This window comes from Rhizobium sp. SVR5-9E, assembly GCF_056755095.1.
On sequence record NZ_JBNDHS010000002.1, the window covers coordinates 151,262 to 177,461 of the forward strand.

The window sequence follows — 26,200 nt, forward strand, 5'->3', positions numbered from 1 at the left end:
CCCGATGGCTATTTCCGAATCCGCAGAACGGCGGCTGGACCTATGTTATCGAAAAATAAGGGCGCGGGGAGAAAAACCACGCACATCACCTTACGTCAGGCCGCGCATTATTTTGGCGGAAATGTGACACCAAAACGAGAATTGGCACGCTTTATGCATTCGCTGCATGGCACCCATGAGCGAAAGCCCCTGCCAAAGACTTTCGGAATAGTTATATAGGCGGCATCAGATGGTTCGAAAACGAGCCCGCAACGAATAAGGAAATCGAAAATGACTGCCTCTCTGTCGCGCTTCGCTTACAGCAGCCCGGTGCAGGCTGGCGAGCGCCAGACTGTGCATCACGTCATCGGTGCCCGCCGCCCCCTCAATGAGGATTCCCTCAGGACGTTCGGCATGGGTCACAAGATCACGCGCCCCAAGGGCGCACCCAGCTACGCGTTCTGAACTATTTGCCGCTTCGTTTCTCCTCCTCCCTCAACGGACCGGCAATCAGAACTGTAGAACCCGCTCGAGCGCTCCTCCTCCTTTAAGCTCGCGGGTATGACCGTTAAACGGTCGAAGGCGGTGCCTCTGGCACCGCCTTCTTTTTTGTCGGATAGCTACGGGCGATCCAGGTGGATCGTCACCCAACCATTTCGCCAGATCGTCCGGATATGGCGAAGCTTCGCGCCGTTGTAAGCCGCCAGCACTTTCCAGCGCTGCTCCGCGAGAATGCCGGACAAGATCACCGAACCGCCAGGCGCCAGATGCTCCGTCAGCTTCGGCGCCATCTTGATCAGCGGTCGCGCCAGAATATTGGCGATGACGAGGTCGAACGGCCCGTATTCGGCGAATGCCGTCGAATGAAAGCCCGGCGCGGTCTTCGTGACAATTCCCGATGCAATGCCGTTTCGCCGCACGTTCTCGGCCGCGACACGCGTCGCGATCGGATCGATATCCGTCGCGAGAACCGGGATGTTCTTGAGCTTGCGCACCGCAATCGCCAGAACACCGCTTCCCGTTCCGAGATCCAGCGCATTATCGACCGGCCGCGAACGAAGCACCTTGTCGATCACCTCGAGGCAGCCTGCCGTGGTGCCATGATGGCCGGTGCCGAACGCCTGGCCGGCATCGATCTCGATCCCGATATCGCCGGAGCGCACCTTGTCGCGATCATGCGAGCCATGCACGAGAAACCGCCCTGCCCGGACAGGCTTCAAACCCTCGAGGGATTTCGCCACCCAATCGATATCGGGGATGACTTCGCGCTCGACGGCCATTGCCGGAAACGGCGCCTTCAGGGCCTCCTCGACGCGAACGCGTACCTGATCCTCATCCTCCCGCATCATATAGACGGAGGCTTCCCAGATGTCCTTCTTCTCGTCGATCTCGGTTGTCGCTATCGCAAAGTCTTCTTCGCCGAAGACCTCGGTTAGAAGATCAAGGACTTGCCCGGCCTTCTTTTCGGTCGTCGTCACATACAGGCGGATTTCACTCACGAATTCGTCTTCCTTACTGGGCACCGTCGATCCAGGGCGGAGGCGGCGTATCATAACCGGCAATGCCGCGCAGCAGGCGGTTTGCAACAAATGGAATGCGAACGGCAATAGGAGAGAGAACATTGCGCAATCCTGTCACCACCGGATTACGCATCGTCACCAGCGACGTCAAAGCATAGGTTTGCTTCAGGACGGTTTTCACGGCGGGAATGCGCCGGCCGGAATATTCCCGCCCGCGACCTTCGGAGATCAGATAGGCAAGCCAGCAGGCATCCTCGATGCCGAGATTCATGCCGCGAGCGCCTGCGGGGGAATGAATGTGCGCAGCGTCGCCTGCAAGAAAGACATTGCCGACGGACATGCGATCGACATGGCGGAAATGGATACGGAAATTCGAAACCCAGACGGCCTCTCCTCCCGCAACAGGATGCTTGATCTTCCTCTCGAAATCCGGCAGCGTCGAAAGATAGCGGACAGTGTCCGACGACACCGGCAGGCGGCCGATCATGCCCGGATTGAAGAGATCGATCTCGACATAGTGTGGATCGATAGGTTCGGGATAGCGGTAGTCGGCAAGGTAGAAGCTGCTTTCCAGCGCCTCGCCCGGAAAGCCGATCTGCGCGGCCTTGCGCACGGCGGAATGTGCACCGTCCGCACCGATCAGAATATCCGGTTCAAGCTCCTCCGCGGATCCATCCGGACGGCGCAGCACCACATGCGGCTTCTCCATGCTGCCTTCAACGCGTTCCAGTACCGTCTGCCATTCCGGCTCGACCTCGTAGTCCGACAGTTTGCCGAGCAGTAGGCGCTCGGTATGCCCCTGCGCCAAGATCTGGATCGCGTGGAATTCTCCGGCCACCCTGCCGGGATCGAGTTCGAACAGCACACGCTCGCCCGATCGCGCCCGGAAACGGTCGACTCGATAGCTTTCCTGCAGGATGGCGTCGGTGACCCTGGAGGGAGAGAGAAGCGTCAGCGTGCGTGCATTGATGCCGAGCGCCCGGCTTTCCACTACCGGCACCGGTCCGGAATCGCTGTCGATGATGCGGGGCCTGTAGCCACGCCGCGCAAGCTCCAGAGCCGCGGTCAGGCCGGTTGCGCCCGCCCCGACGATCAGAATGTCACGATGTCCCCCCGGCATGGCTCATCCCTTGCTTATCAAATTCTCCAGCTTCTTTACCGCCGTGTCGGGGTTTTCGCCATAGGCGATCGTGCCTGCGAACCGGCCTTCGGAATCAAGGAGGAAGACTGACGCGGTGTGATCCATCGTGTAATCGCCATTCGGATTGTTCTCGTCGACCGGTACCTTCTTGGCGTAAACGCGGAAGCCCTTGATGACGTCGGCGATCTTGTCCGGCGGACCGGAAATGCCGGTAATGCGCTTGGAGACGTTCGAAACATACTGGTTGAGGACATCGGGTGTATCGCGCTCGGGATCTACCGTGACAAAATAGGCCTGCAGCTTGTCGCCCGCGGGGTCGACTTTTTCCATCCAGCCGCCGAGTTCGAACAGCGTGGTCGGGCAAACCTCAGGGCAATGCGTGAAGCCGAAGAAGAGCGCCGTCGGCTTGCCGCGGAACGCCTGCTCCGTGATCGGCTGCCCGTTCTGCGCAACGAGCGTAAACGGAACGCCGAACGGTCCCTCGGCCAGCGGCATGTCCTTCGTCTTGGTGATGTTCATCGTCAGCCAGCCGAGCATGGCCGCGACAACGACGACGGCAACCCAAACGGCAACACGGAAGTACTTCATGTCGGCAACCCCTGAAAGCATGCGGACGGCGCGATCCGCGACTGCGTGCCTGATATCTCTTCAGGACAATGCGCGCAATTCAACATCCCATTTTCTTACCAGTGATTAATTGCCACATGCTGCGCGCACCGCCACCACGGCAACGGCAATCAATTTCAAGCAGAAAAGATGTCTTTACAAATACTTGACAACTATCCGGCGCGCCAGCTCAACAAAAACATCGTTAGCAAAGACTTAAGCCGTAAATTCTATATTTGCTATGCGTTCGGCGTAACCTGCGCCGCCCCGACATGATGTCCGCGCCGTATCCGGGATACGGATGTTCGCATGCGACGAAACGATATCCGGCACATCTCACCAGCGCGGGGAAGCTTTCCATGACGAATGCAACGATACCTAAATCCCTGTCGGTGAGCCAAAGGCTCTGGACGCTTGCCGCCGCTGCTTTCCTGGGCTTCGGATCGATGCTGGGTGTGGGCTGGTTTGAGGGCGAGCGCGTCGACGGAGCACTGGACCGGGCAAACAGCATTCAGCGGCGCGTGGACAGTACCAACGAGATGCGCATGGCAAGCCTTACGCTCGTTCTCGCCGCTATGGACACGATAGTCGACCGGGCCGATCGCAAGGTCGATCCTGAGCGCCTGACGGCGATGTCGAGCTCGCTCGATCGGCTTGCCGGCGGCGCAGCAGAAATGGGCACGCTTGCGCAGGAACTGCGGGAAAACAGCCTGCTGACAAGTTACGACACTGACGTCGCTGCGCTGAAACAGGCAGTTGTGGTGGATCTGAAGGCCGCCGTCGAAACCGGCGCCCCAGACGATACATTCGCAAAGCTGGATGACGCCATCGACGCGGGCGGCGAAAAGTTGACGTCGACGCTCGACAAGCTGGCCCGGGACGGTACCACTGCTGCCCAGGCCAGCATCGATGAAGCGAGCACAATTTCTCATAGCGCGCTGCTGATCCAGATCGGGCTCGGCATCTTCGCCATAATAACGATGGCGATCCTCCAATATGTTCACGGCGGCTCAATCAGCCGCGGCATCGCTGCGGTACGCCAGAGCATGCAGCGCATCATGACCGGCGATCTGCAAACCGCCGTACCTGTGACCGAGCGCGGTGACGCGATCGGCGAGATGGCCCGAGCTGCAGAAAGCTTCCGTCTGGCGGCCATCGACAAGCAGAACCTTGAGGCGCAGACCGATAGCGAACGTCGCCAGAGCGATGCGGAACGCCGCGAGCGGGAAGCGGCAAAGCTCGCCGATGCCGAAGCCCTGAATGCCGCCGTCGATGCTTTGGGCCAAGGCTTGAACCGCCTTGCCGCGGGCGACGTGACAGTCGCCATCGCCCAGCCGTTCAAGGCGGAACTGGAGCGCCTGCGCAGCGATTTCAACCAGACGACGGCCATCCTGCGCAAGACGATGACCGATATCGCGCAGAACACCAGATCAATCCAGGCCAACAGCCAGCAGATGCGCGCAGCCGCGGACGACCTCGCCAAGCGCACCGAGCAGCAGGCCGCATCCCTGGAAGAGACATCAGCTGCACTCGAGCAGATCACGGCAACCGTGCGCAACGCCACGAGCCGTGCCGAGGAAGTCGGAAACATGGTTGCGCATACCCGCGAGAACACCGCGAAATCGGATCTGGTCGTCACCGATGCGATGGCCGCAATGGAGCGAATCGAAAGCGCCTCGCGGGAGATCGGCACGATCATCAACGTCATCGACGAGATCGCCTTCCAGACCAACCTCCTGGCGCTGAACGCCGGTGTCGAAGCAGCCCGCGCCGGCGAGGCCGGAAAGGGCTTTGCGGTTGTCGCTCAGGAAGTGCGCGAGCTTGCAGGGCGCGCGGCGGGCGCGGCCAAGGACATCAAGGCGCTGATCAGCAAATCCGGCACCGAAGTGAAGACCGGAGGTGAACTGGTGACGAAGGCCGGCGAAGCGCTGCGCCAAATCGGCGAAGATGTTTCGCGCATCGACGAGAATGTTAAATCAATCGTAACCGCTGCGCGCGAACAATCCACCGGACTGAACGAGATCAACACCGCCGTCAGCCAGATGGACCAAGCCACGCAGAAGAATGCGGCCATGGTCGAGGAGACGAATGCGGCAAGCCACACGCTTGCCACGGACGCCGACAATCTGATCAGGCTTGTCAGTCAGTTCCAGACCGGCGAAGGCATGAATGCCCGTCACACGCCGCGAGAAGCAACCGCCGCCTCGCATCCTAAACCTTCACCCGCACGGAGCCTGATCGGCAAGGTCGCGGGCGCATTCAATGGCGGCGCCGCCGCCAGAGCTGGGGCCGCTCCGGCCGGAGACAATTGGGAAGAATTCTGAGCATGACTAGCGCCATCATTACACAAACCGGATCTCACCTCGAAATCGTATCGTTCCACCTCGGCGAGCAGGAATTCTGCATCGACATCATGGCCATCCGCGAAATTCGCGGCTGGGCGCCGGTCACCCCGATGCCGCATACGCCGCCTTACGTGCTCGGCCTCATCAACCTGCGGGGCGCGGTGATCCCGGTCATCGACATGGCCTGCCGCCTCGGCATGAAGATGACGGAACCCTCCGAACGCTCGGCGATCATCGTTACCGATATCGCAGGCAAGCTGGTCGGCCTGCTGGTCGAACAGGTCTCCGACATGATGACCATCAAGAGCGAAGACCTGCAGCCCGCACCGGAAATCATCCCGGAAGCCCAGCGCGCCTTCTGCCGCGGCATCGTCGCGCTGGAAAAGACGATGGTCTGCTTCCTCAACCTCGACACCGTCATCGCCGACGAGCTGGCACGCGAAGCCGCCTGATCGGACCTGGATACTCGAAAGCCGCCTGCGCGACCGCGCCGGCGGCTTTGTGATTCGGATGGGCTCTAGCCCTCTCCGCCTATTCGCGGCTCATTGCTCCCGAAAAACCACCCGACCCTGTCCCGAAGAGCAGCCCCCTGCTCTGCGCTTCCAGGGTAGTCGAAATGACCGGCATCCAGGATGAAAACTTCGTTCAATTTCGACTTCGGCAGCGCATTCACCACCGCGAACTGGCAGGGCGGCGCCACGGCGGGATCGAAAAGGGCGACTGCCATGAGCATCGGCACCCTGATGCGGCTGGCGGCGCTTGCAGCGTCGAAGAAGCGCAGGACCTCCAACACCTCGCCATGCGTCTGCTGATAGGCCTGGACCGATTGCGCGCTGCCTACGGTCGGCAGGGCCAGCCAGAGCGGGCGGTGCCCGAAGGTCGGCACGACCAGATGGCCGCGGTCGATCCGGTCATCGAACGGGATGGCGAGAGCGCCGATGCCGCCACCGAAGCTGATGCCGCTGTAGCCGATGCGTCCAGCAAGCCCGGGATAGAGCGCAACGAGCACCGACACGGCGACCCACAGATCCTCCACGCAACCGCCGATGATATAGCTTTCCGGCTTGTCGATATCGTAAAGGACATGTCCGCTCGCATCCGGTGGGATCGGTGGCCGCGCGCTGCGCGACAGCCCGCGGGAACAGGGGAACAGCACGGCCGTCTCCTTCACCGGAAGGTCGAATTCCGGCTGGTCGCGCCCGCCATAGCCGTGTCCGACGACGAGGCCGCGCCGCACCGGACCGTTCCGGGGAAGAAGCAGCCAGCCGCCGATCGGGAAGGAACCGGTCGATTCATAGACGATATCGAAAACCTGCCAGTCGGGATGCCGCGCGTCGCTCTCGCGAAGCGACGGCTTGGGATCGACGGCGACCGCCCGACGATATCTTTCCCGCCAGAAATCGTCGAAGCCCGGCGGGGCCGCGGGCGGCTCGACGGACAGGAGATCCTCAAGCCGCATGCCGTAGGTCGGATCGAACGGGAAAGGGTGCTTCGTAGGAACGCTCATGCGACGCTTGTCCCGCGAAAAGCCAGGCAGCGCAACCCGGTCCTGAAATCCTTGTCCTTAAGAAAAAGCCGGGAAACCGTCAGCGACGCTGCCGCCCTTCATCATTGCGGCTTGCCGTTCTTCCAGATGACGTTCTGGCCATAGAGCGGGATGGTCGAAATCGACATCTTCGCCGAGCCGTCCGTCAATTCGCGGGAATGGGCGAGATAGATCAGCGTGTCGTTGGTCTTGTCGTAGATGCGGTTGACGACGAGCTTCTTCCAGATCAGTGACATGCCGGCCTTGAAGACCTCGTCACCGTCTTTCGACAGGTTGATGTCGCTGATTTCGATCGGTCCCGTCTGACGGCAGGCGATCGAATTGTTCGACGGATCCTCGAACCAATTACCGTTCTTCACGCGGTCGATGATGCTGCGATCGAAATAGGTGACGTGGCACGTCACGCCCTTCACTTCCGGATCGGGGATGGCATCGACAATGATGTCGTTCCCGGTCCAGTCGACTCCGACTTTACCGACGACTTCGGCGGAGGCGGCACCCGCGCCAAGCGCGGCAACGGACGCGGCCAAGAGAACAAGCTTGCGCAAAGTGGACATGGCGGCCTCCCTGAATAACCCGCTCCTCTAGATAAGTGCGGCGGCCGTCAAAACAAGAAAGCGAAGATCACGCCTTGCGGCAGGTGCAGGGTTCGTAGCCGCCGACGGTAAGCCTGCCGGGCTTCATGCCGATTGCCGCAGGAATGGCGTGTACGGCAGCGGCTTTGACTGCCCTTGCCATTTCGATCGCCGCATGCGCACAGACGGCGGCATCCTCCGCCGCATTGTGGTGGGCAAAGCGCAGGCCCAGATGCTCGGCAATCACGTTGAGCCTGTGCGACAGGAACTGCGGCCAGATGCGCTGAGCCATCTTCAGGCTGCAGAGATAGGTGAGCTCCGGATAGGACTGCCGGTAGAGATCGAGGCTCGCCCGCCAGACGCTGAAATCGAAGGCCGCATTGTGCGCGATCATCGTCGCGCCACGGAACTCGTCGTGGAACTCGTCCATGACCTCGGGAAATTCCGGCGCATCCTCGACATGCTCGGGGCGAATGCCGTGGATCGCGATGTTCATTCCCGAAAAGCGCATCTCCTTCGGGCGGATCAGGCGCTCCTCGACCCGCGTCACCCTGCCCTCCTCGATCCAGGCGAGTCCCACCGAGCAGGCGCTTGCGCGCTGCTCATTGGCCGTTTCGAAATCGATGGCGATGGTCTTCAAGAATGCGTCCGTGATTCGGTCTCTGCCAATAGGCTTAGCCTGCGGCTGCGGACAGGCAAACGCCGCACGTTGATTTTCGGAGCAGTATCAACAGGACATCAAGCGGCTGGAGCTGACCGTCTACACCGATAATGCAGCGGCCATCCGCCTCTGCGAGAAATTCGGCTTCGAGAAGGAAGGCCTGCTCAAGTCATTCGCCTATCGCGCCGGGGAATATGTCGACGCCTATACGATGGCGCGGATCAGGGCCTAGTCTCATGGTCTAACAGGCTTGAGAAGTAACCCACGGTTTCCGAAAGGAAGCCGTGGTAACGATCCGCCTTTGCTAATAAACGCAAAATGACGCGGATCGTACTTCTTTCTTCGGCGCACGGCACCGCAGGCTTCCGGCGCTATTTCTTGCCTACAACAGATAACAATTAATCTTAACTTTGATTTAAATGCTGAAATCTACGTTCGCCCTGCAGCCAGTCTTACCGATTGATGAAACGTCGGTTCCTCTCGCTAAAAACAACTTTTGCAACGTAGGATGACGGCGCCTTCGGCGTTTCGTTTTTCTTTGGGGGCTTGAATGAAACGTCCGAATATTAAGACCGCCATGACCGGTATCTTTGCCGTCTTTGCGGTCCTTTTTGCAATCACTGCGGTTGTATCGCTCAACGGTTTGAACACCTTGAATGAAAATACGCAGGACCAGGTAACTTCCATTCAGCCCAGCATCTCGCGCGCCAAGGACATCCAGATCGCCCGCTATTCGCTGCGCGGCTCCTACGGCGACTACGCGATGGGACGTTCGTCCGGCGACCCGGCCCTCTACCCCGACAAGATCGCCAAGAAGGAAGTCGAACTCACGGATGCGATCAAGGGCTACAAGGACCTGGTCAACAACGACGCCGAACGGGCCGCCTTCGACGAGGTCGAGGCTTCGGCCAACCAATATACGCAGACCGGTCAGGCGATGGTGGCTCTCATTAAGGCGGGCAAGGCCAAGGAAGGCCTAGCCTCTTTCGACAACGATCTCGGCCCGATCGCCGATGCGCTGTCTGCGAGCGTCGACAAGCTGGTCAAGCTGAACCAGCAGCAGTCCGACGAGGGCATCGTCGCCGCCCGCGATCAATACGTCCGGACGATGACCATGATCTACACGGTCCTCGCCATCGGCGCACTGATGGTTTGCGGCGGGACCTATTTCGGCATCTCGGGCATCGCAACCCCGATCACCCGCATCACCATGGCCATGCGCAATCTCGCCGACGGCGATACCGCCGCCGAAATTGCCAGCAAGGACCGCACCGACGAGATCGGCGAGATGGCAAACGCGGTCGAGATCTTCCGCCAGGCCGCCATTGCGAACAGACAGCTCCAGGCAGAGGCCGAGGTCAACCGGAACAAGGCGGAAGCGGAACGGAACCGCCTGATGTCGGACGCCGAAGAGGCCGCCCAGGTCAAGCTGCAGACGGCGACTGCCGGTCTCGCGGCGGGCTTGCGCCGCCTGGCCTCCGGCGATCTCGCCTTCCAGCTGAGCGAGCCTTTCGCTCCGGATTTCGAATCGCTTCGTCACGATCTCAACACGGCGGCCTCGCAGCTTGGCGATGCCCTGAGCGCAGTCTCCAATTCAGCGAACGCGATCGATGCCGGGACACAGGAGATCAGCCGCGGAGCGGACGATCTTTCCAAGCGCACGGAGCAGCAGGCCGCATCGCTCGAAGAAACTGCCGCCGCGCTGGACGAGATCACGGTCAACGTGTCGAATTCATCCAAGCGCACCGACGAGGCGCGTCAGGTCGCCGTTCAAGCCAACGAGAGTGCTGCCCAGTCGGGCAAGGTCGTCGCCAACGCCGTGGAGGCGATGGAGAAGATCGAGGACTCCTCCAACCAGATTTCCAGCATCATCGGCGTAATCGACGAGATCGCGTTCCAGACCAACCTTCTGGCGCTCAATGCCGGTGTCGAGGCTGCCCGCGCGGGCGAGGCCGGCAAGGGTTTTGCGGTCGTGGCCCAGGAAGTCCGCGAACTGGCGCAGCGTTCGGCGCAGGCCGCAAAGCAGATCAAGGACCTCATCCGCAATTCGAGCGCCGAGGTCGAAGTCGGCGTGAGGCTGGTTCGCGAAACAGGCGAAGCCCTTCAGAATATCGAAGGCCTGATCGTCACCATCAACCACCACATGAATGCGATCGCCACATCCTCCAAGGAACAGTCGACGGGCCTTTCGGAAGTCAATGCCGCCGTCAACCAGATGGACCAGGTGACCCAGCAAAACGCTGCCATGGTCGAAGAGACCAACGCGGCAAGCGCGACACTCGCCGCCGAAGCAGCCCGGATGCGCGAATTGATCGGCGGGTTTCAGCTGAGCGGCGGCATGGCCGCCGGCAGCCAGGTGAGCCGTCTGCGCCAGGCCTCAGCCGCAATGGCCAAACCTCAGGCCCGTTACGCCGCACCCGTCACCCACGGGAATGCTGCGGTCAAGCAGGAATGGTCCGAGTTCTAACGGCCGCTGGCCGAAAGCTCCAGGAAACGATGTTGGGGATGGCAGGAATGCCGTCCCCAATTCTTTTCGTCCTCCGCCGCGCCGAGTCGTCCCGCTGCACCCGGATGGAGATGCAGCGCTCCCGCGATCAGCCGCCGATCAGCGCCAGCCACTCGTCCTCGTCCATGGTCTGGACACCCAACTCGCGCGCCTTGTCGAGCTTGGAACCGGCGCCCGGTCCGGCCACGACATAGTCGGTCTTCTTCGAGACCGAGCCAGCCACCTTGGCGCCGAGGCTTTCCGCTCTTGCCTTCGCCTCGTCACGGGTGAATTTCTCCAGCGATCCGGTGAAGACAACGGTCTTGCCGGCGACAGGGCTGCCGGAGGCTGCGACTTGCTCGGCCGGTAGCGGCGTCCCGTCATTGAGTTCCGCAAGCAGAGCGGTAATCACTTCGACGTTGCGCGGTTCCTTGTAGAATTCGACGATGGCCCGAGCGACGATTTCGCCAATGCCTTCGATGGCGTTCAAGCCGTCCCAGGCATCGCCGGAAAGCGATGCGGCGTCCTTCATTGCCGTCGCAAAGGCTTGGTATGTGCCATAGGAGCGCGCGAGCAGCTTGGCCGTCGTCTCGCCGACATGGCGGATGCCGAGCGCGTAGATGAAGCGGTGAAGCGCGATCTCGCGCCGCTCATTGATGGCCGCGAAAAGCTTGCCGACGCTGACCTTGCCGAAGCCTTCAATATTCTCGAGTTTCGTCAGCGAATCCCGCTGGCGTCTTTCCAGGGTAAAGATCTCGGGCGCCGTGCGGATCTTCAGCGCCGGGTCCTCGCTCTCGAAGAAGAAGTCGATCTGCTTCGAACCGAGCCCTTCGATGTCGAAGGCGTTGCGCGAGACGAAATGCTTGAGATGCTCAGTCGCCTGCGCGCGGCATACGAAGCCGCCGGTGCAGCGGGTGACGGAATCGAGCTTTCCCGTTTTCTCGTTTCTTTCACGCACCGCATGGCTGCCGCAGACCGGGCATTTCTTCGGGAACTCGTAGGGCACTGCGTCGGCAGGCCGCTTTTCCATCACGACGTCGAGCACTTGCGGGATCACGTCGCCCGCCCGCTGCACGATCACCGTATCGCCGACCCGGATATCGTGCTCCATCTCGCGGATGGGCTCGCCGGAATTGCCCAGGCCCTTGATATAATCCTCGTTGTGCAAGGTCGCGTTGGTCACAACGACACCGCCGACGGTGATCGGCGTAAGCCGCGCGACCGGCGTCAATGCGCCCGTGCGTCCCACCTGGATCTCAATCTTCTCGACGGTGGTGAAAGCCTGCTCGGCCGGGAATTTATGCGCCGTCGCCCAGCGCGGGCTGCGCGAACGGAAGCCGAGGCGCCGCTGCAGTTCGAGGCTGTCGACCTTGTAAACGACACCGTCGATGTCGTAGTCGAGGTCGGGACGCAGCAGACCGATCTCGTCGTAGTGCGCAAGAATATCGGCGACCGAGTTCAGCCGCTTCATCAGCGGATTGATTGGAAAGCCCCATTCCTTGAACTTCTGCACCATGCCGAACTGCGTGTCGGATGGCATCTCCGACATCTCACCCCAGGCATAGGCGAAGAACTTCAGCTTACGGCTCGCCGTCACCTTGGCGTCGAGCTGGCGAAGCGACCCGGCAGCGGTGTTGCGCGGGTTGACGTAGGTCTGCTTGCCTTCCGCCTCCATCTGCTTGTTGAGCGCCAGGAAATCGCTCTTGGCCATATAGACCTCGCCGCGCACTTCGACGACGGCAGGCGCGCCCTTCGGCAGTTCGTTCGGGATTTCCTTGATGGTGCGGATATTGGCCGTGACGTTTTCACCGGTCGTGCCGTCCCCGCGCGTGGCCGCCGTCACCAGCTTGCCGTTCTCATAGCGGATCGACATGGAAAGGCCGTCGATCTTCGGCTCGGCGGTGAAGGCGATCGACTGGTCCGGCAGACGCCCGAGGAACCGGTAGACGCTGGCGACGAAATCCTGCACGTCCTCTTGCGAAAAGGTGTTGTCGAGCGACAGCATCGGACGCGCGTGGACAACCGGTGCGAAGGTGACCGACGGCGCAGCACCCACATGGCGAGAAGGACTGTCTTCGCGGATCAGCTCCGGAAACCGCGCCTCGATCGCGTCGTTGCGCCGCTTCAGCGCGTCATACTCGGCGTCCGAGATTTCCGGCTGGTCCTTGCCATGATAAAGCGCGTCGTGATGGGCGATCTCCCTTGCCAATCGCGCCAGTTCTGCGGCGGCCCCTTCGATCGTCAGATTTTCTATGGTTATCGGCTCGACTGACATTCAGATCACTCCGGAGAATCTTCAGAGGTTTTAGACGAATTGGCGAAAACGCAAAACCGGAAAGCGCAGAGCAGAAAAGTCGTCAGGTGCAACTGTTGCATTCACATCATGATAAACGGAAAAGCCAGACGGCTGCTCTGCAAATTCAGTCGTAACGAAGGATCGCCAAATGGCTGACATAACCTCCACACTCAGAATCTTCGAGCCATATCCGGGCCTGTTCGCCTACTACGACGGCCGCATCGAAGGCAGGCGCCTGCATTCCGACACGCCCAACTGGCTCGACGACGGGGCGTACTCGCTTGGCATTGCTTCCTATGCGATCGTCGACGGCAGCAGCGCGCTGGTCTATGACACCCACATGTCGCTACCGCATGCGCGGGCGATCCGGTCGCATCTCGAAGGGCTCGGCGTAACCTCGATCAGCGTCGTTCTCAGTCACTGGCATACGGACCATATCGCCGGAAACGAGGTCTTTGCCGATTGCGAGATCATCGCCCTGAGGCTGACTGCAGATGCGCTTGAACGAAACCGGGAGAAGCTTGAAACCGGTAATCCGCAAATCCGTCCCGTAGTGATGCCGAACCGGCTTTTCGAAGGGAGCCTCGCCCTTGATGTCGGGAAGCGTCGCGTCGAACTCCACCACTTCGATATTCACAGCGCGGACGGCAACATCATCTGGCTGCCGGAAGAGAACGTGGTTCTGGCCGGTGATACGCTGGAAGACACCATCACCTACATTTCCGAGCCGCAGCATATCGCCACGCATATCCGCGAACTCGCCCGCATGCGGGAGTGGCCGATCCATCGAATCCTGCCGAATCACGGTGACCCGGCGCGCATCGCCAGCGGCGGCTACCCACCTGCCCTCATCGACGCAAATCGGCGCTATCTGGAGCGGTTGAGCAATCCCTCCGAGCGAGAGAAGGCGGAGGCGACATCCCTGAAGGAGTTCCTTGCAGACGATCTGGCATCAGGGATCGTTCTCTATTTCGAACCCTACGAGGCGATTCATCGCAAGAACATCGCTGACATCAAATCCGCCGGACAGTCCTGAAGCTTAGTCCGCAGCCGCGAGCAGACGCGCGGCTGCCGCCCGCGCCTCCTCGGTGACAGAAGCGCCTGCAAGCATGCGTGCGATTTCTTCGGTCCTGTCTTTTTGCGCCATGGTGGCAACGCGGGTCGCGATCTTTTCCGACTCGCCCGGAATGGGACCCTTCGAGATGAGAAGATGGGTGGCAGCCCGCGCGGCAACCTGCGGCGCATGGGTGACCGAAAGCACCTGTACACGCTTGGAGAGCCGCTTCAGGCGCTGGCCGATAGCATCGGCAACGGCGCCGCCGACTCCGGTGTCGATTTCGTCAAAGACAAGCGTCGGCGCCGAACCGCGATCGGCGAGCGCCACCTTCAGCGCCAGCAGGAAGCGCGAGAGCTCACCGCCCGATGCCACCTTCATGATCGAGCCCGGACGCGTGCCCGGATTCGTCTGAACGTGAAACTCGACGACATCGATGCCCTCGGCGGTCGGTTCCGCGGCATCGGTCGTAATCTCGACCATGAAGCGGGCGCGCTCCAGCTTCAGCGCCGGAAGCTCGGCCATGACGGCGGCAGCAAGCGCCTCGCCTGCATGGTGACGCTTGTCCGAGAGCGAGCGGGCGGCGGCATCGTAATTGGCCTTGGCGATGCCCACTTCGGCGTCAAGTTTGACGAGCTTTTCCTCGCCGGCATCAAGATCGGCCAACTCGGTAATCATACGCACGGCGAGCGCCGGAAGCTCGGTCACAGGCACCGAATACTTGCGGGACGCAGCGCGCAGCGCGAAGAGGCGCTCCTCGACGCGCTCAAGTTCCTTCGGGTCGTATTCCGTCTTGCGCAGAGCCGCCTCTACTTCCATCTGCGCGTTGGAAAGCTGATCCAGCGCCGCGTCGAGCAGCGCCACGGTGTCTTCCAGCAGTCCGGGCGCCTCATGGCTCTTCCGCTCCAGCCGGCGCACCAATGAAGCGATATGCGGCACGGGAGAAGCGTTGCCATTCAGAAATTCGGAGGCTTCGGCAATGTCGCCGGCAATCCGCTCCGCCTTCATCATCTTCTGGCGGCGGTCGGCAAGCTCATCCTCTTCGCCATCCTGCGGCGAAAGCTTTTCCAGCTCATCGACGGAGGAGCGGAGATAATCGGCTTCGCGCGCCGCGTTCTCCACCTTCTCGCGATGCTTTTTCAGCGTTTTCTCGGCATCGCGCCAGATGCGGTAAAGCTCGGACACAGAAGCCGCATCCTCGTTGATACCGGCGAAGGCATCGAGCAGAAGGCGGTGGGCATGGGTGTCGACGAGCGCGCGGTCATCGTGCTGCCCGTGGATTTCAACGAGCATCTGGCCGGCCTGGCGCATCAACTGCACGCTGACCGGCTGATCGTTGACATAGGCCTTGGTGCGGCCGTCGGCGGATTGCTGACGACGGAAGATCAGATCGCCTTCGTCGTCGATGCCGTTCTCGCGCAGAAGCTTGCGGGCGCCGTGATCCATGCCGACATCGAAGACGGCCGTCACCTGCCCCTTGTCCTCCCCATGGCGCACAAGGCCGCCATCGCCGCGCCCGCCGAGTGCAAGCGAAAGACTGTCGAGCAGGATGGACTTGCCAGCGCCGGTCTCACCCGTCAGAACCGAAAGACCGGTTTCGAAGGCGAGATCCAGCCGCTCGATCAGGACGATATCGCGGATCGAAAGCTGGATCAGCATTGCGTTTCAGGCCTCACGTGCCGAGCAGGAGTTTCTTGCCTGCAGCAGCGATCCAGGAACCCGGGTTTTCGCGCGGCTCGGTACCACCGTTCTTCAAAAGCTTGAAGGAGTCTGCGTACCACTGGCTATCCGGATAGTTGTGACCGAGAACAGCGGCCGCCGTCTGCGCCTCTTCCACGATACCCATCGCGTAGTAGGCCTCGACCAGACGCGCCAGCGCTTCTTCGATCTGATTCGTGTTCGGATACTTCTCGACCACGATACGGAAGCGGGAGATAGCCGCAAGATATTCCTTGCGCTCAAGGTAATACCGGCCGATCTGCATCTCCTTGCCGGCGAGTTGGTCTCGAGCGAAGCGGATCTTCGCCTGCGCATCGTCGACGTATTCGGAGTCCGGATAATTGTCGACGACGGCCTGCATGGCTTCGATGGTCTTGCTGGATGCCCGTTGATCTTGCGTCACGTCGGAAATCTGCTTCGAATAGCTGAGGCCGATCAGGTACTGAACATAGGCTGCATCTTCGGACTTCGGGTACTGCGCCATATAGCGGTTGCCCGAAGCCAGCGCATCGTCGATCTTGCCCTGGCGGTATTTGACGAAGGTGCTCATGACGAGAGCCTTGCGCGCCCATTCGGAGAACGGGTTCTCGCGGTCGATCGCGTCGAATTTCCGTGACGCCTCGACCATGTTGCCCGCCTTCATGTTGGCAAGCGCCTGGTTGTAGAGGACATCCGGCGGATCGTTGTTGACGCCGAGCTTGGTGATGTCGATATCGGGGTCCGATGTGCAACCGGAAATCAGGGCGCCTGCACTCAGAACCACGAGCGATGCGAGCAAAGCGCGCGCTGTCTTCATCATACCTTCAGACCTTGCATAACCCATAAAAGAATCCCAAGTGCCGCTATCCACCCCGCGGCAGCCACGCCCTCGCGGCGTTTCTAGCCACAAATATGCGGCAAGAGCAACGCAATGATGAGGCATTAACGCATTTTTGTGGCAGTAGGCGGCAGAATACCTCGGTTTTTGTCTTTAATTGCGCGTTTTGCACTTAAACATATGCTGGAGAACATTTATTCGCTGTCGAATGCCCATAAAAAAACCGCCCCTCGAAGGGGCGGCCTGGCCTAAATTTCGGTTTGGAGGTCATGCCGACCAGGGAGCGAATCCGGGTGCGTTGACCGCGATGAAATCGCGGGGCGCCGTGCGTGGGCGTGTAGCGGATGTCTCGACAACTTCATAGGCCGTCGGATCACTGAGCAGGGCTTTCAAAGCATTGGCATTCATCTTGTGGCCGCCGCGATAGGAGCGGTAGCAGCCGATGAACGGAGCCCCAGCAAGCGCCAGGTCGCCGACGGCATCGAGCGTCTTGTGACGCACGAACTCGTCCTTTGCGTAGCGCAGGCCTTCGACGTTGACGACGGTATTGTCGTCGGAAATGACGACGGAATTCTCCAGCGACGAACCGAGCGCATGACCGGAGGCCCAGAGACGTTCCACGTCACGCATGAAGCCGAAGGTGCGCGCGCGCGCAAGCTCGGACTTGAATCTCGCGGCAGTCAGGTCGCCTTCCCATTTCTGGCGGCCGATCAGCGGGCAGTCGAAATCGATCTCTACTTCGAAACGGGTACCGTCATACGGGCGGAATTCGCTCCAGGAGCCGCCGTGCTCGATGCGGACCGGTTTGGTGATGCGGATATAGCGGCGCTTCACACCCTGCGAGACGAGGCTGACCTGCTCGATCGCTTCGATGAAGGGCATCGAGCTGCCGTCCATGATCGGCATTTCGGCGCCATCGACTTCGATCAGGACGTTGTCGAGGCCAAGCGCATAGACTGCTGCCATGACATGTTCGATCGTCGCAACCGAATGCGCCGGCGAAAAGCCGAGGACAGTGCAGAGATCAGTGTTACCGACCTGAGAGGAGACTGCACGCAGTTCGGTAGCGCTACCGTCTTTATGAACACGCTGGAAAACGACGCCGGTATCGACTTCAGCCGGGTTGAAAGTAATGGAGACTTCCGCGCCGGAATGGACGCCGATGCCCGAAAGCGTCACCGGGCGCGAAACCGTCGTCTGGAAGCCAAGCATGCCAATAACCATAAATATCTGCCTTTATTGCCCTTGCGGTCCCTAGCGCCAAAAGCACGGAAAGCAAACCGCCAAGTAATCTTGCCCACCGCCGAATTGTCGCCATGAAGCAGCGAGGCACGGTGGCCGGGCTCCATACATACGTGTGACAGGGCTGCAATCCAAATCACTGTTCGTTTCGCTTTGTTACGAAACATCCGCTTGAATTGCTTCGGAAAATATGCGGTTTCGTGCCGCTTTGAAACGCCTGTGCCCGGGACTGTTATCCCGGGCACATCCGTGGCGATTCGGTGGCGCGCTTAGTTCGACTGGCGGCGCAGGAATGCAGGAATTTCGAGCTGGTCGTCTTCCTGCACCATGCGGGCTTGCGGAACGGCGCGGCCCTGATCGTCGAGATTCCCGCGGCGCGGTGCATAAAGGCTCGCCTCCGGCGAAAGCGGGCGGCGCTGCTGCGAAGCGGCGGCTGGCGCTGCCGTCATCTCCGTGGCGACCTCTTCCTCGCGGCGGCCAAGCGAATTGGTGATTCGCTTCAGCAGGCCCATCGGGCCACGCTCCTCATGTGCCTGGGGAGCGGCCGGTTGGGTGCGGCGGTCAATCTCGGCCTGAACGACCGGCGGGAAGTCCTCGACCTTCGGCATGCGGACCGGCTGCATGACAGCAGACTCCTGGCGAATCGGCTGCTGCATGACCGGCTGCGGAGCCGGCTGGCTCATGACCGGTGCCGGAGCGTGCTGCACGGGAGCCGGGCGAGCGGCCGGGACTTCCGGAGCGGCTGCGAAGATGCGGCTCTGCGGGCGGAAGGCTTCTTGAGCAGCAGGCTGCTGTACCGGCGCTGCCTGACGCGGAGCTGGCATCTCGAGCTCGCGCTCCATATCGGCTTCCGCCATGCGGATGGCCTGCGCGATCGTGTCGACCGGCTTCGGTGCCTGCATAACTGGCGCAGGCTGAACTGCGGCCGGTGCCGGAGCAGCGGCCGCGGAGGGACGGATAGCCGGCTTGGCGGCAGGCTGGAAGGTCTTGGCCGCCTGCTGGTTGAGCGCACGGTCGATACCGGTTGCGACAACGGAGACGCGGATGATGCCTTCCAGCGATTCGTCGAAGGTCGCGCCGAGGATGATGTTGGCATCCGGATCGACTTCTTCGCGGATGCGCGTCGCAGCTTCGTCGACTTCGAAGAGCGTCAGGTCGCGGCCACCGGTGATGGAGATCAGGAGACCCTGAGCACCCTTCATCGAGGTTTCGTCCAGCAGCGGGTTGGCGATCGCGGCTTCCGCAGCCTGCATCGCACGACCCTGGCCGGAAGCTTCGCCGGTGCCCATCATCGCACGGCCCATTTCGCGCATGACCGAGCGGACGTCTGCGAAGTCGAGGTTGATGAGACCTTCCTTGACCATCAGATCCGTGATGCAGGCAACGCCCGAATAGAGAACCTGGTCGGCCATCGCGAACGCGTCGGCGAAGGTCGTCTTGTCGTTTGCGATGCGGAAGAGGTTCTGATTCGGAATGACGATCAGCGTATCGACCGACTTCTGCAGTTCCTCGATGCCCGCTTCGGCGAGCCGCATGCGGCGGCCGCCTTCGAAGTGGAACGGCTTGGTGACGACGCCGACGGTCAGGATGCCCTTGTTGCGGGCCGCCTGAGCAACGACCGGAGCCGCGCCCGTGCCCGTGCCGCCGCCCATGCCGGCAGTGACAAAGCACATGTGCGTGCCGTTGAGGTGGTCGATGATTTCATCGATGCACTCTTCCGCGGCTGCGCGGCCGACCTCCGGCTGCGATCCGGCACCCAGGCCTTCGGTAACACTAGCACCGAGCTGGATGATGCGTTCGGCCTTCGTCATCATCAGCGCCTGGGCATCGGTATTGGCGACAACAAAGTCGACGCCCTGGAGCCCGGCGGAGATCATGTTGTTGACAGCGTTGCCGCCGCCGCCACCGACACCGAATACGGTGATGCGCGGCTTCAGCTCTGTGATGTCAGGCTTTTGCAGCTTGATAGTCATGTTACCAGTTCCTTCTCTCTATGGCCGCATCGCCACGCCGGCCAATTCACTCAATTTCAGAAGCTTTCCTTCAGCCACTGGCCCATCCGGGCGATGCGGCTGTTATTACCCCCAAGCGACATGAGCAGACCGCTCTGTGACGCATGTGTTTCCATGTCCGCGACCTGCGGATAGATCATCAGGCCGACCGCCGTCGAAAAGGCCGGGCCCTTGGCTGCCGTCGGCAGGCCAGAGACGCCCATCGGGCGGCCGATGCGAACGTTGCGGGCGAGAATGCGCCGCGCCACTTCCGCAAGACCGGTGAGCTGGCTGGCACCGCCCGTCAGCACGACGCGCTTTCCGACGATGGGGCTGAAGCCCGAGCGCTGGATACGGTCGCGAATCAATTCCATCGTTTCCTCGATGCGCGCAGCCACGATGCGCGAGACGAGCGCGCGCGGCACCTGAGTCGGCTGATCGCGCTCATCCTCGCCGATCGGCGGGATGGAGATCAGCTCGCGCTCGTCGGAAGAATTCGAGAACGCCGAAGCATGAACGACCTTCAGACGCTCCGCATCTTCGATACGGGTCGAAAGACCGCGCGCCAGATCGGTGGTGACGTGGTGACCGCCAAGGCCGACCGCATCGGTATGAACAAGCTTGCCTTCCGCAAAGACCGAGAGCGTCGTCGTGCCGCCACCCATGTCGATCGCGCAGCAGCCGAGCTCGACCTCGTCGTCCACGAGAGCGGCAAGACCCGACGCGTAGGGCGTTGCCACGATACCTTCGACGGAGAGATGTGCGCGATTGACGCTAAGCTCGAGGTTCTTCAAAGCGGCACGTTCGGCAGTCACGACATGCATGTCGACGCCGAGAACATCGCCGAACATCGCAAGCGGATCGCGGATACCGCGTTCGCCATCGAGCGAAAAGCCGGTGGCAAGCGAGTGGAGCACAGCGCGATCCTGGCGCAGCGACTGCTGGCAAGCGGCTGCAAGCACTTTCTTGAGATCGTTCAGCTCGACTTCCTGCCCGCCGAGATCGATCGTCGCCGTGTAAACGTCGCTTCCGAGACGGCCGGCAGTCAAGTTGACGATCAGGCTTTCGACGGTAAGACCCGCCATGCGCTCGGCCGCGTCGACGGCGAGACGGATCACACTCTCGAGCGCATCGAGATCGGCGATGACACCGGTCTTGATACCGCGCGAGCGCTGATGACCAATGCCGATGATTTCGATGTTGTGCGTACGGCCCGGAAGGATTTCACTCTCTTCCCGTGGCGTCAGACGGCCGATCATGCAGACGACCTTGGTCGAGCCGATGTCGAGCACCGAAACGATGTGAGACCGCTTCGACGAAAGCGGCTTCAGGCGCGGCAATCCAAAATGGGATGAACCGAACAAGCTCATATATTCTGCCCCGCCTTTTTCAAATCCTTGGTCCGCTGATCGAGAACGACCTGCCGGCGCGCCATGGCCTCCGGGGTCAGTTGGATTGCGGTCCTGTCCGCCAACCTGAGATCGACGGCTGCGATGTCACGCGCCAGAAGATCTTGTTCCTTGTCGAATTTCGAGAGTCTGGCGAGCGCCTGATCGACGTCCTCCGAGGGCAGCTTCACGACGATGCCGTTGTCCATGTGCAAATCCCAGCGGCGGCTGGAGACCCAAACATAAGCCTTCACGCGCGACTTGATGTCGGGCCACTTCGCAAACTCGCCTTCGAGCGAAACCGCAGCTGTTTCCGCATCGCGGCCGACGACGAGAGGCAGCGACGAGAACCTGTTGTCGCGAAGCGGCGCGATCACGCTGCCGTTCTTCTCGATCAGCGAAAGTTCCTGCCCGTGCTGCCAGATCGCATAGGCCTGGCGCTCCTTCAGCTTCACCTCGATCGTCTTCGGATAGACTTTCCTGACCTCGACGCTTTCGACCCAGGGAAGCTTGGCAATCTTCTGGCGCGCAGCATCGACATCGAGCGCCACCAGCGACGTCGTGCCATCAAGCCCGAGAAGCTGGAGAATCTCGATTTCCGAGGTCGCCGAATTGCCGGAGACCTTCACATCTTCGATCGCGAATCCGGCCGCCGTCGTCGTCGCCTGCGCGACCGCTTCCGTATGGCCGCCGAGCGACATTCCGTAGAGACCGGTCGCCGCGAAGAACACCAGAGCGGAGACCGTACCCGCATGGGCCGGAATATGGATACGGCCACTTCCCAGGCTGACGAGGAAGCGCACGATACGGCGCAGCGGGCGCGGCAGAACCATCCGGCCATCGCCCTCAGGCAGAGCGATGACCGATTGACGACTCGGGCGACCTATCCTTTTGACCGTCAACGAGAACAAGAAGCGTCCTCCACCATCCAGCGCAGAAACTCACCAAAGGAATAACCGGCATGGCCGGCCATTTCGGGCACAAGGGAGGTTGGCGTCATGCCGGGCTGGGTATTCACTTCCAGCCAGATAACTTCACCGTCTTCGGAGAACCGATCGTCATAGCGGAAGTCGGACCGACTAACGCCGCGACAACCAATTGCTTGATGCGCCCTTAACGCCAATGTTTGTATTTTTTGGTAAATATTCGGTGAAATTTTCGCCGGAATGACGTGTTTTGAGCCGCCGGCCGCGTACTTGGCGTCATAGTCATAGAAGTTGTGACCCTGCGGCACCACCTCGGTCACGCCAAGAGCCTTGTCGCCCATGACGCCGCAGGTAAGCTCACGGCCATAAACGTACCGCTCGACAATGACTTCTTCGCCGTAGCGCCACTCAGGCGAGCTGATGATCTGCGGCGGATGCGACTGATCCTCTTGAACGATCAGGACCCCGAAGCTCGACCCCTCGCGAACGGGCTTCACCACATAGGGAGGCGCCATCGGGTGCTCGGGCGGGAAGGCAAAGCGATTGATGACCTCTGATTGCGCAACCGGAATGCCTGCCGCAGCGGCAACCCCCTTCGCCTTGCCCTTGTCCATCGCAAGCGCAGAGGCCAGGACGCCCGAATGCGTGTAGGGAATTTCGAGATATTCCAGGATGCCCTGAATCGTGCCGTCCTCACCGAAAGGACCATGCAGCGCGTTGAAGACGACATCGGGACGAAGCGCCTCAAGCTTCGCGGAAACGTCGCGATCGACGTCAATGCGGGTAACCTGAAAGCCTTCGGCTTCGAGAGCATCCGCGCAAGCCGTTCCCGAAGACAGACTTACCGGTCTCTCCGAAGAAAATCCGCCCATCAGGACAGCGACATGCTTGCGACTCATACTTACCCCCAAAATAACTTTCAGCCTGCGTTTCGTGGTTTGCGCCACACTTGCCGGCGAATCCGGCTCACTTCAGACAGCGTAGGGATAAGACAACATTATGGTTAATGAAGTGTTTACTTTTATTAACCGATCGTCCGCGGCCACGATTTCGAACGCCTCTGAGCTGGCGGGTGCCTCTAAGTTTTCGACTCCAAATCAGCGCCTTGCGGCCGCCTGCTGAAGTTCGCTCAGAGCATGAAAAATCGGCACATGGTAACCTGCGAGACATCTGGAGAAGGCCCCAGTCCCTGTGCCTTGTCGAGCAATTTCCAGGCAGGCCAACCAGAAGCACACCGGTCAACGGGCGCCACGCAGGAAATGATCCTCATGCCTGGGCGTCCAATTTCATCACTTTCTTGCTTACTTAACGTTTGCGTGCACTAAAAATTGCGTTAAGACGCCGGCGACCCCGTCGAGGGCCGCCCTCAATATGAAATCCTAAAATGGAATGAAAATGTCTGAAGCGATATCTACCGTATCGCCGACACCTGCTTCATCGAACAGTGCGCAAGTCAATTCGCCGGCGCGTGTTCTGATCGCGAGCCTTGTCGGCACCACGATCGAATTCTTCGATTTCTATGTTTATGCGACAGCAGCCGTCCTGGTCTTCCCGACGCTGTTCTTCCCGAACAATGATCCGACCACCGCTCTCCTCGCCTCCTTCGCCACCTTCTCGATCGCCTTCTTCGCGCGCCCTCTCGGCGCCGTGGTCTTCGGCCACTTCGGCGACAGGATTGGCCGCAAGACGACGCTGGTCGCCGCTCTCCTCACCATGGGAATTTCCACGGTTGTTATCGGCCTCCTGCCCTCCTACGACTCCATCGGCGTCGTCGCACCGCTTCTGCTGGCATTGTGCCGCTTCGGCCAAGGCTTCGGTCTCGGCGGCGAATGGGGCGGCGCGGTCCTGCTGGCAACCGAGAACGCACCGGAGGGCAAGCGCGACTGGTACGGCATGTTCCCGCAGCTCGGCGCCCCGGTCGGCCTGTTCCTGTCCTCCGCGGTCTTCTGGCTGCTTCTTCAGGTCATCTCGCAGGATGCACTGCTGAGCTGGGGCTGGCGCGTGCCGTTCATCGCCTCGATCATCCTGATCGCCATCGGCCTTTGGGTTCGTCTTTCGATCACCGAAACGCCCGATTTCCAAAGGGCGATCGACAAGCATGAGCGTGTTGCCGTGCCGGTCGGCGAACTCTTCCGCAGGCACAAACGCAGCCTCTTCCTCGGCACCTTCGTGGCACTCGCCACCTTCGTGCTGTTCTATATCGGTTCGGCCTATCTTCTCTCCTACAACGTTAAGGTCCTGAAGATACCGTTCCTGGACGCGCTGGAAATCCAGATCATCGGCTCGGTCGTTTTCGGCATCTTCATCCCGATCGTCGGCAAGCTCGCCGAGAGATTCGGACGCCGTGAGATGCTGATCCTGACGACGGTCCTGATCGGTATCTTCTCCTTCTTCCTGCCCGGCCTGATGACCAGCGGCGAAGCAAGCATCGTCGTCTTCGCCATCGTCGCGATGGCTCTCATGGGCATGACCTACGGCCTGATCGGCACCGCGCTGGCGGCACCCTTCCCGACCGCAGTGCGCTACACCGGCTCGTCGATCACCTTCAACCTTGCCGGCATCTTCGGCGCCTCGCTGGCGCCCTATATCGCGACCTGGCTGCAGGCAACCTACGGCATGACCTATGTCGGCTACTATCTCGGCCTCGCCGCCGTGATCACGCTGATCTGCATCCTGGCGTCCGGTCGCGACGAAGTCTGATCGAGACTGTCTGCGTAAGTTCGAAGGCCGCGACGGAAAACCGCCGCGGCCTTTTTGTTGCTGCCTGTTGGCGTTGAGCATACTGTTCCTTCAGAACGGACGAGAACAGGGATGCTGACAAGGCGATCACTGCTGACACAGGGCCTGACTGCTGGCGTTGCCTTATCCATGCCATCGATCGCGCGGCCGGCAACCATCCCACCTGTCAACGTTACCTTCCTCGTCATCAACGACGTCCATGCCTGCCGTTTCGGAGACGGGCTCAGCCCGAACTGCCAGCAGGAAGGCAAAACCGACGCGAATCTGCTGCGGCATATTCTGGCGCTCAATAACATTCATCACCAGACGTGGCCGGACGCGATCGGCGGCAAGCCGAGTGGCTTGAGCGCCGCAGGGCAGCGTATCGCCCGCCCGCAAGGCATCATCGTCTGCGGCGACGTCACCGACGATGGCGGCGGACAGACTGCGGAGTTCGCCGAAGGCTCTCAGCTCCTGCAGTTCTCGCATCGCTACCAGCAGGGCCGCGGCCCGGACCAGGTGCACTTCCCGGTCTATGTCGGGCTTGGCAACCACGATCTCGATCAGGATGGGCGCCCGCCGCAGACCGACTGGTATCGCGACGAGCTTCGCGACTACGTGCAAATGAATCACAAGCCGAGCGTCTTCTTCAAGCCGCTGGTGCCCGTCGACAACTATGACGAAGCCTCGGACAATTACTCCTGGAATTGGGGCGGCCTGCATCTCATACAGGCGCAGCGATACGGCGGTGACACCAACAAAGGCACAGCCAGCGGTCTCGGCTGGATGAAAGAGGATCTCGCGACCTACGCTGCCGACGGCCGGCCAGTCGTCATCTTTCAGCATTATGGCTGGGACCATTTTTCAGTCGAGCGTTGGGATCCGAAAAAGAAGACCTTCGACGACGCTGGAACCGGCACGCCGCATTGGTGGGATGAATCAGAACGTCAGGATCTGCTCGCAACCCTCAGCGGCTACAATATAATCGGCATCTTCCACGGCCATGAGCACGACACGCCGATGGCCTACAAGGTCAACGGCATCGACGTCTTCAAGGCCAAGGCAGCCTTCATGGGCGGCTTCTGTCTTGTCCGGGTGACAAGCAACACGATGGATGTGGCGATCGGCGAAGCCGCAGATGACAAAGGCGGCGTCAGGTTCGACACCGCCTTCAGCAAAGCCCTGCGCTGA

The 26,200-nt window shown here is 60.9% G+C and carries 21 protein-coding genes and 1 pseudogene; 8 read left to right on the top strand and 14 right to left on the bottom strand.

Annotation, left to right across the window (positions count from 1 at the left end; translation table 11 throughout):
- Positions 1-270: 270 nt before the first annotated feature.
- Positions 271-444 carry a hypothetical protein gene (locus ACPYOJ_RS02030; RefSeq protein ID WP_168830708.1) on the top strand — a complete coding sequence of 58 codons (174 nt, stop codon included), beginning with the start codon at positions 271-273 and terminating at the stop codon, positions 442-444.
- A 155-nt stretch (positions 445-599) separates the two neighbouring features.
- On the opposite strand, the gene ACPYOJ_RS02035 is transcribed toward ACPYOJ_RS02030, so the two are convergent.
- The 3 genes from ACPYOJ_RS02035 to ACPYOJ_RS02045 are packed head-to-tail and all read right to left on the bottom strand — an operon-like array spanning position 600 to position 3,228.
- On the bottom strand, positions 600-1,478 hold the full coding sequence (locus tag ACPYOJ_RS02035; RefSeq protein ID WP_481414759.1) for a 50S ribosomal protein L11 methyltransferase: 879 nt from the start codon (positions 1,476-1,478) through the stop codon (positions 600-602).
- Between the two features lie 13 nt (positions 1,479-1,491).
- Complete coding sequence (locus ACPYOJ_RS02040; RefSeq protein WP_481414760.1) at positions 1,492-2,619, bottom strand: FAD-dependent oxidoreductase; 1,128 nt, start codon at positions 2,617-2,619, stop codon at positions 1,492-1,494.
- A gap of 3 nt (positions 2,620-2,622) precedes the next feature.
- Positions 2,623-3,228, bottom strand: coding sequence for an SCO family protein (locus ACPYOJ_RS02045; RefSeq protein WP_481414761.1), 606 nt, complete (start codon positions 3,226-3,228; stop codon positions 2,623-2,625).
- 377 nt (positions 3,229-3,605) lie between these two features.
- Between ACPYOJ_RS02045 and ACPYOJ_RS02050 the strand changes: the two genes are divergently transcribed.
- Complete coding sequence (locus tag ACPYOJ_RS02050; protein ID WP_481414762.1) at positions 3,606-5,570, top strand: methyl-accepting chemotaxis protein; 1,965 nt, start codon at positions 3,606-3,608, stop codon at positions 5,568-5,570.
- A gap of 2 nt (positions 5,571-5,572) precedes the next feature.
- Positions 5,573-6,043, top strand: coding sequence for a chemotaxis protein CheW (locus tag ACPYOJ_RS02055; protein WP_168830703.1), 471 nt, complete (start codon positions 5,573-5,575; stop codon positions 6,041-6,043).
- 65 nt (positions 6,044-6,108) lie between these two features.
- Here the strand turns inward: ACPYOJ_RS02055 and ACPYOJ_RS02060 are convergent, their stop codons facing one another.
- The 3 genes from ACPYOJ_RS02060 to ACPYOJ_RS02070 form a co-directional block, all read right to left on the bottom strand.
- Positions 6,109-7,098, bottom strand: a complete 990-nt coding sequence (locus ACPYOJ_RS02060) for an acetylxylan esterase (protein ID WP_481414763.1) — start codon at positions 7,096-7,098, stop codon at positions 6,109-6,111.
- 101 nt (positions 7,099-7,199) lie between these two features.
- Positions 7,200-7,694, bottom strand: coding sequence for a CreA family protein (locus ACPYOJ_RS02065; protein WP_481414764.1), 495 nt, complete (start codon positions 7,692-7,694; stop codon positions 7,200-7,202).
- Positions 7,695-7,761: 67 nt separating this feature from the next.
- Positions 7,762-8,352, bottom strand: coding sequence for a 3'-5' exonuclease (locus ACPYOJ_RS02070; RefSeq protein WP_481414765.1), 591 nt, complete (start codon positions 8,350-8,352; stop codon positions 7,762-7,764).
- Positions 8,353-8,446: 94 nt separating this feature from the next.
- On the opposite strand from ACPYOJ_RS02070, the pseudogene ACPYOJ_RS02075 reads away from it, so the two are divergent.
- Positions 8,447-8,605, top strand: a pseudogene (locus ACPYOJ_RS02075) (GNAT family N-acetyltransferase); the annotation flags it as partial.
- Between the two features lie 318 nt (positions 8,606-8,923).
- A complete protein-coding gene (locus ACPYOJ_RS02080) occupies positions 8,924-10,840 on the top strand; it encodes a methyl-accepting chemotaxis protein (RefSeq protein WP_481414766.1) in 1,917 nt (638 codons plus the stop codon).
- A 127-nt stretch (positions 10,841-10,967) separates the two neighbouring features.
- On the opposite strand, the gene ligA is transcribed toward ACPYOJ_RS02080, so the two are convergent.
- Complete coding sequence (ligA, locus tag ACPYOJ_RS02085; RefSeq protein ID WP_481414767.1) at positions 10,968-13,133, bottom strand: NAD-dependent DNA ligase LigA; 2,166 nt, start codon at positions 13,131-13,133, stop codon at positions 10,968-10,970.
- 169 nt (positions 13,134-13,302) lie between these two features.
- On the opposite strand from ligA, the gene ACPYOJ_RS02090 reads away from it, so the two are divergent.
- Positions 13,303-14,190 (top strand): MBL fold metallo-hydrolase, encoded by an 888-nt coding sequence (locus tag ACPYOJ_RS02090; RefSeq protein WP_481414768.1) that lies wholly within the window; start codon positions 13,303-13,305, stop codon positions 14,188-14,190.
- A gap of 3 nt (positions 14,191-14,193) precedes the next feature.
- On the opposite strand, the gene recN is transcribed toward ACPYOJ_RS02090, so the two are convergent.
- The 7 genes from recN to ACPYOJ_RS02125 form a co-directional block, all read right to left on the bottom strand.
- Positions 14,194-15,867 (bottom strand): DNA repair protein RecN, encoded by a 1,674-nt coding sequence (recN, locus tag ACPYOJ_RS02095; RefSeq protein ID WP_481414769.1) that lies wholly within the window; start codon positions 15,865-15,867, stop codon positions 14,194-14,196.
- 13 nt (positions 15,868-15,880) lie between these two features.
- Positions 15,881-16,750, bottom strand: coding sequence for an outer membrane protein assembly factor BamD (locus tag ACPYOJ_RS02100; protein ID WP_205927172.1), 870 nt, complete (start codon positions 16,748-16,750; stop codon positions 15,881-15,883).
- Between the two features lie 261 nt (positions 16,751-17,011).
- Entirely contained in the window at positions 17,012-17,968 is a 957-nt protein-coding gene (gene lpxC, locus ACPYOJ_RS02105; protein WP_481414770.1) for a UDP-3-O-acyl-N-acetylglucosamine deacetylase, read from the bottom strand.
- 287 nt (positions 17,969-18,255) lie between these two features.
- Positions 18,256-19,959, bottom strand: coding sequence for a cell division protein FtsZ (gene ftsZ, locus ACPYOJ_RS02110; protein WP_481414771.1), 1,704 nt, complete (start codon positions 19,957-19,959; stop codon positions 18,256-18,258).
- Between the two features lie 56 nt (positions 19,960-20,015).
- A complete protein-coding gene (gene ftsA, locus ACPYOJ_RS02115) occupies positions 20,016-21,347 on the bottom strand; it encodes a cell division protein FtsA (protein WP_168830691.1) in 1,332 nt (443 codons plus the stop codon).
- Positions 21,344-22,276: a cell division protein FtsQ/DivIB gene (locus ACPYOJ_RS02120; protein WP_481414772.1), complete on the bottom strand. Its 933-nt coding sequence runs from the start codon at positions 22,274-22,276 to the stop codon at positions 21,344-21,346. The genes ftsA and ACPYOJ_RS02120 overlap by 4 nt, the downstream gene beginning before the upstream one ends.
- On the bottom strand, positions 22,264-23,190 hold the full coding sequence (locus ACPYOJ_RS02125) for a D-alanine--D-alanine ligase (RefSeq protein WP_481414773.1): 927 nt from the start codon (positions 23,188-23,190) through the stop codon (positions 22,264-22,266). The genes ACPYOJ_RS02120 and ACPYOJ_RS02125 overlap by 13 nt, the downstream gene beginning before the upstream one ends.
- 496 nt (positions 23,191-23,686) lie before the next feature.
- On the opposite strand from ACPYOJ_RS02125, the gene ACPYOJ_RS02130 reads away from it, so the two are divergent.
- Both ACPYOJ_RS02130 and ACPYOJ_RS02135 read left to right on the top strand, forming a co-directional pair.
- Positions 23,687-24,991: an MFS transporter gene (locus ACPYOJ_RS02130; protein WP_481414774.1), complete on the top strand. Its 1,305-nt coding sequence runs from the start codon at positions 23,687-23,689 to the stop codon at positions 24,989-24,991.
- Between the two features lie 111 nt (positions 24,992-25,102).
- A complete protein-coding gene (locus ACPYOJ_RS02135; protein ID WP_481414775.1) occupies positions 25,103-26,200 on the top strand; it encodes a metallophosphoesterase in 1,098 nt (365 codons plus the stop codon).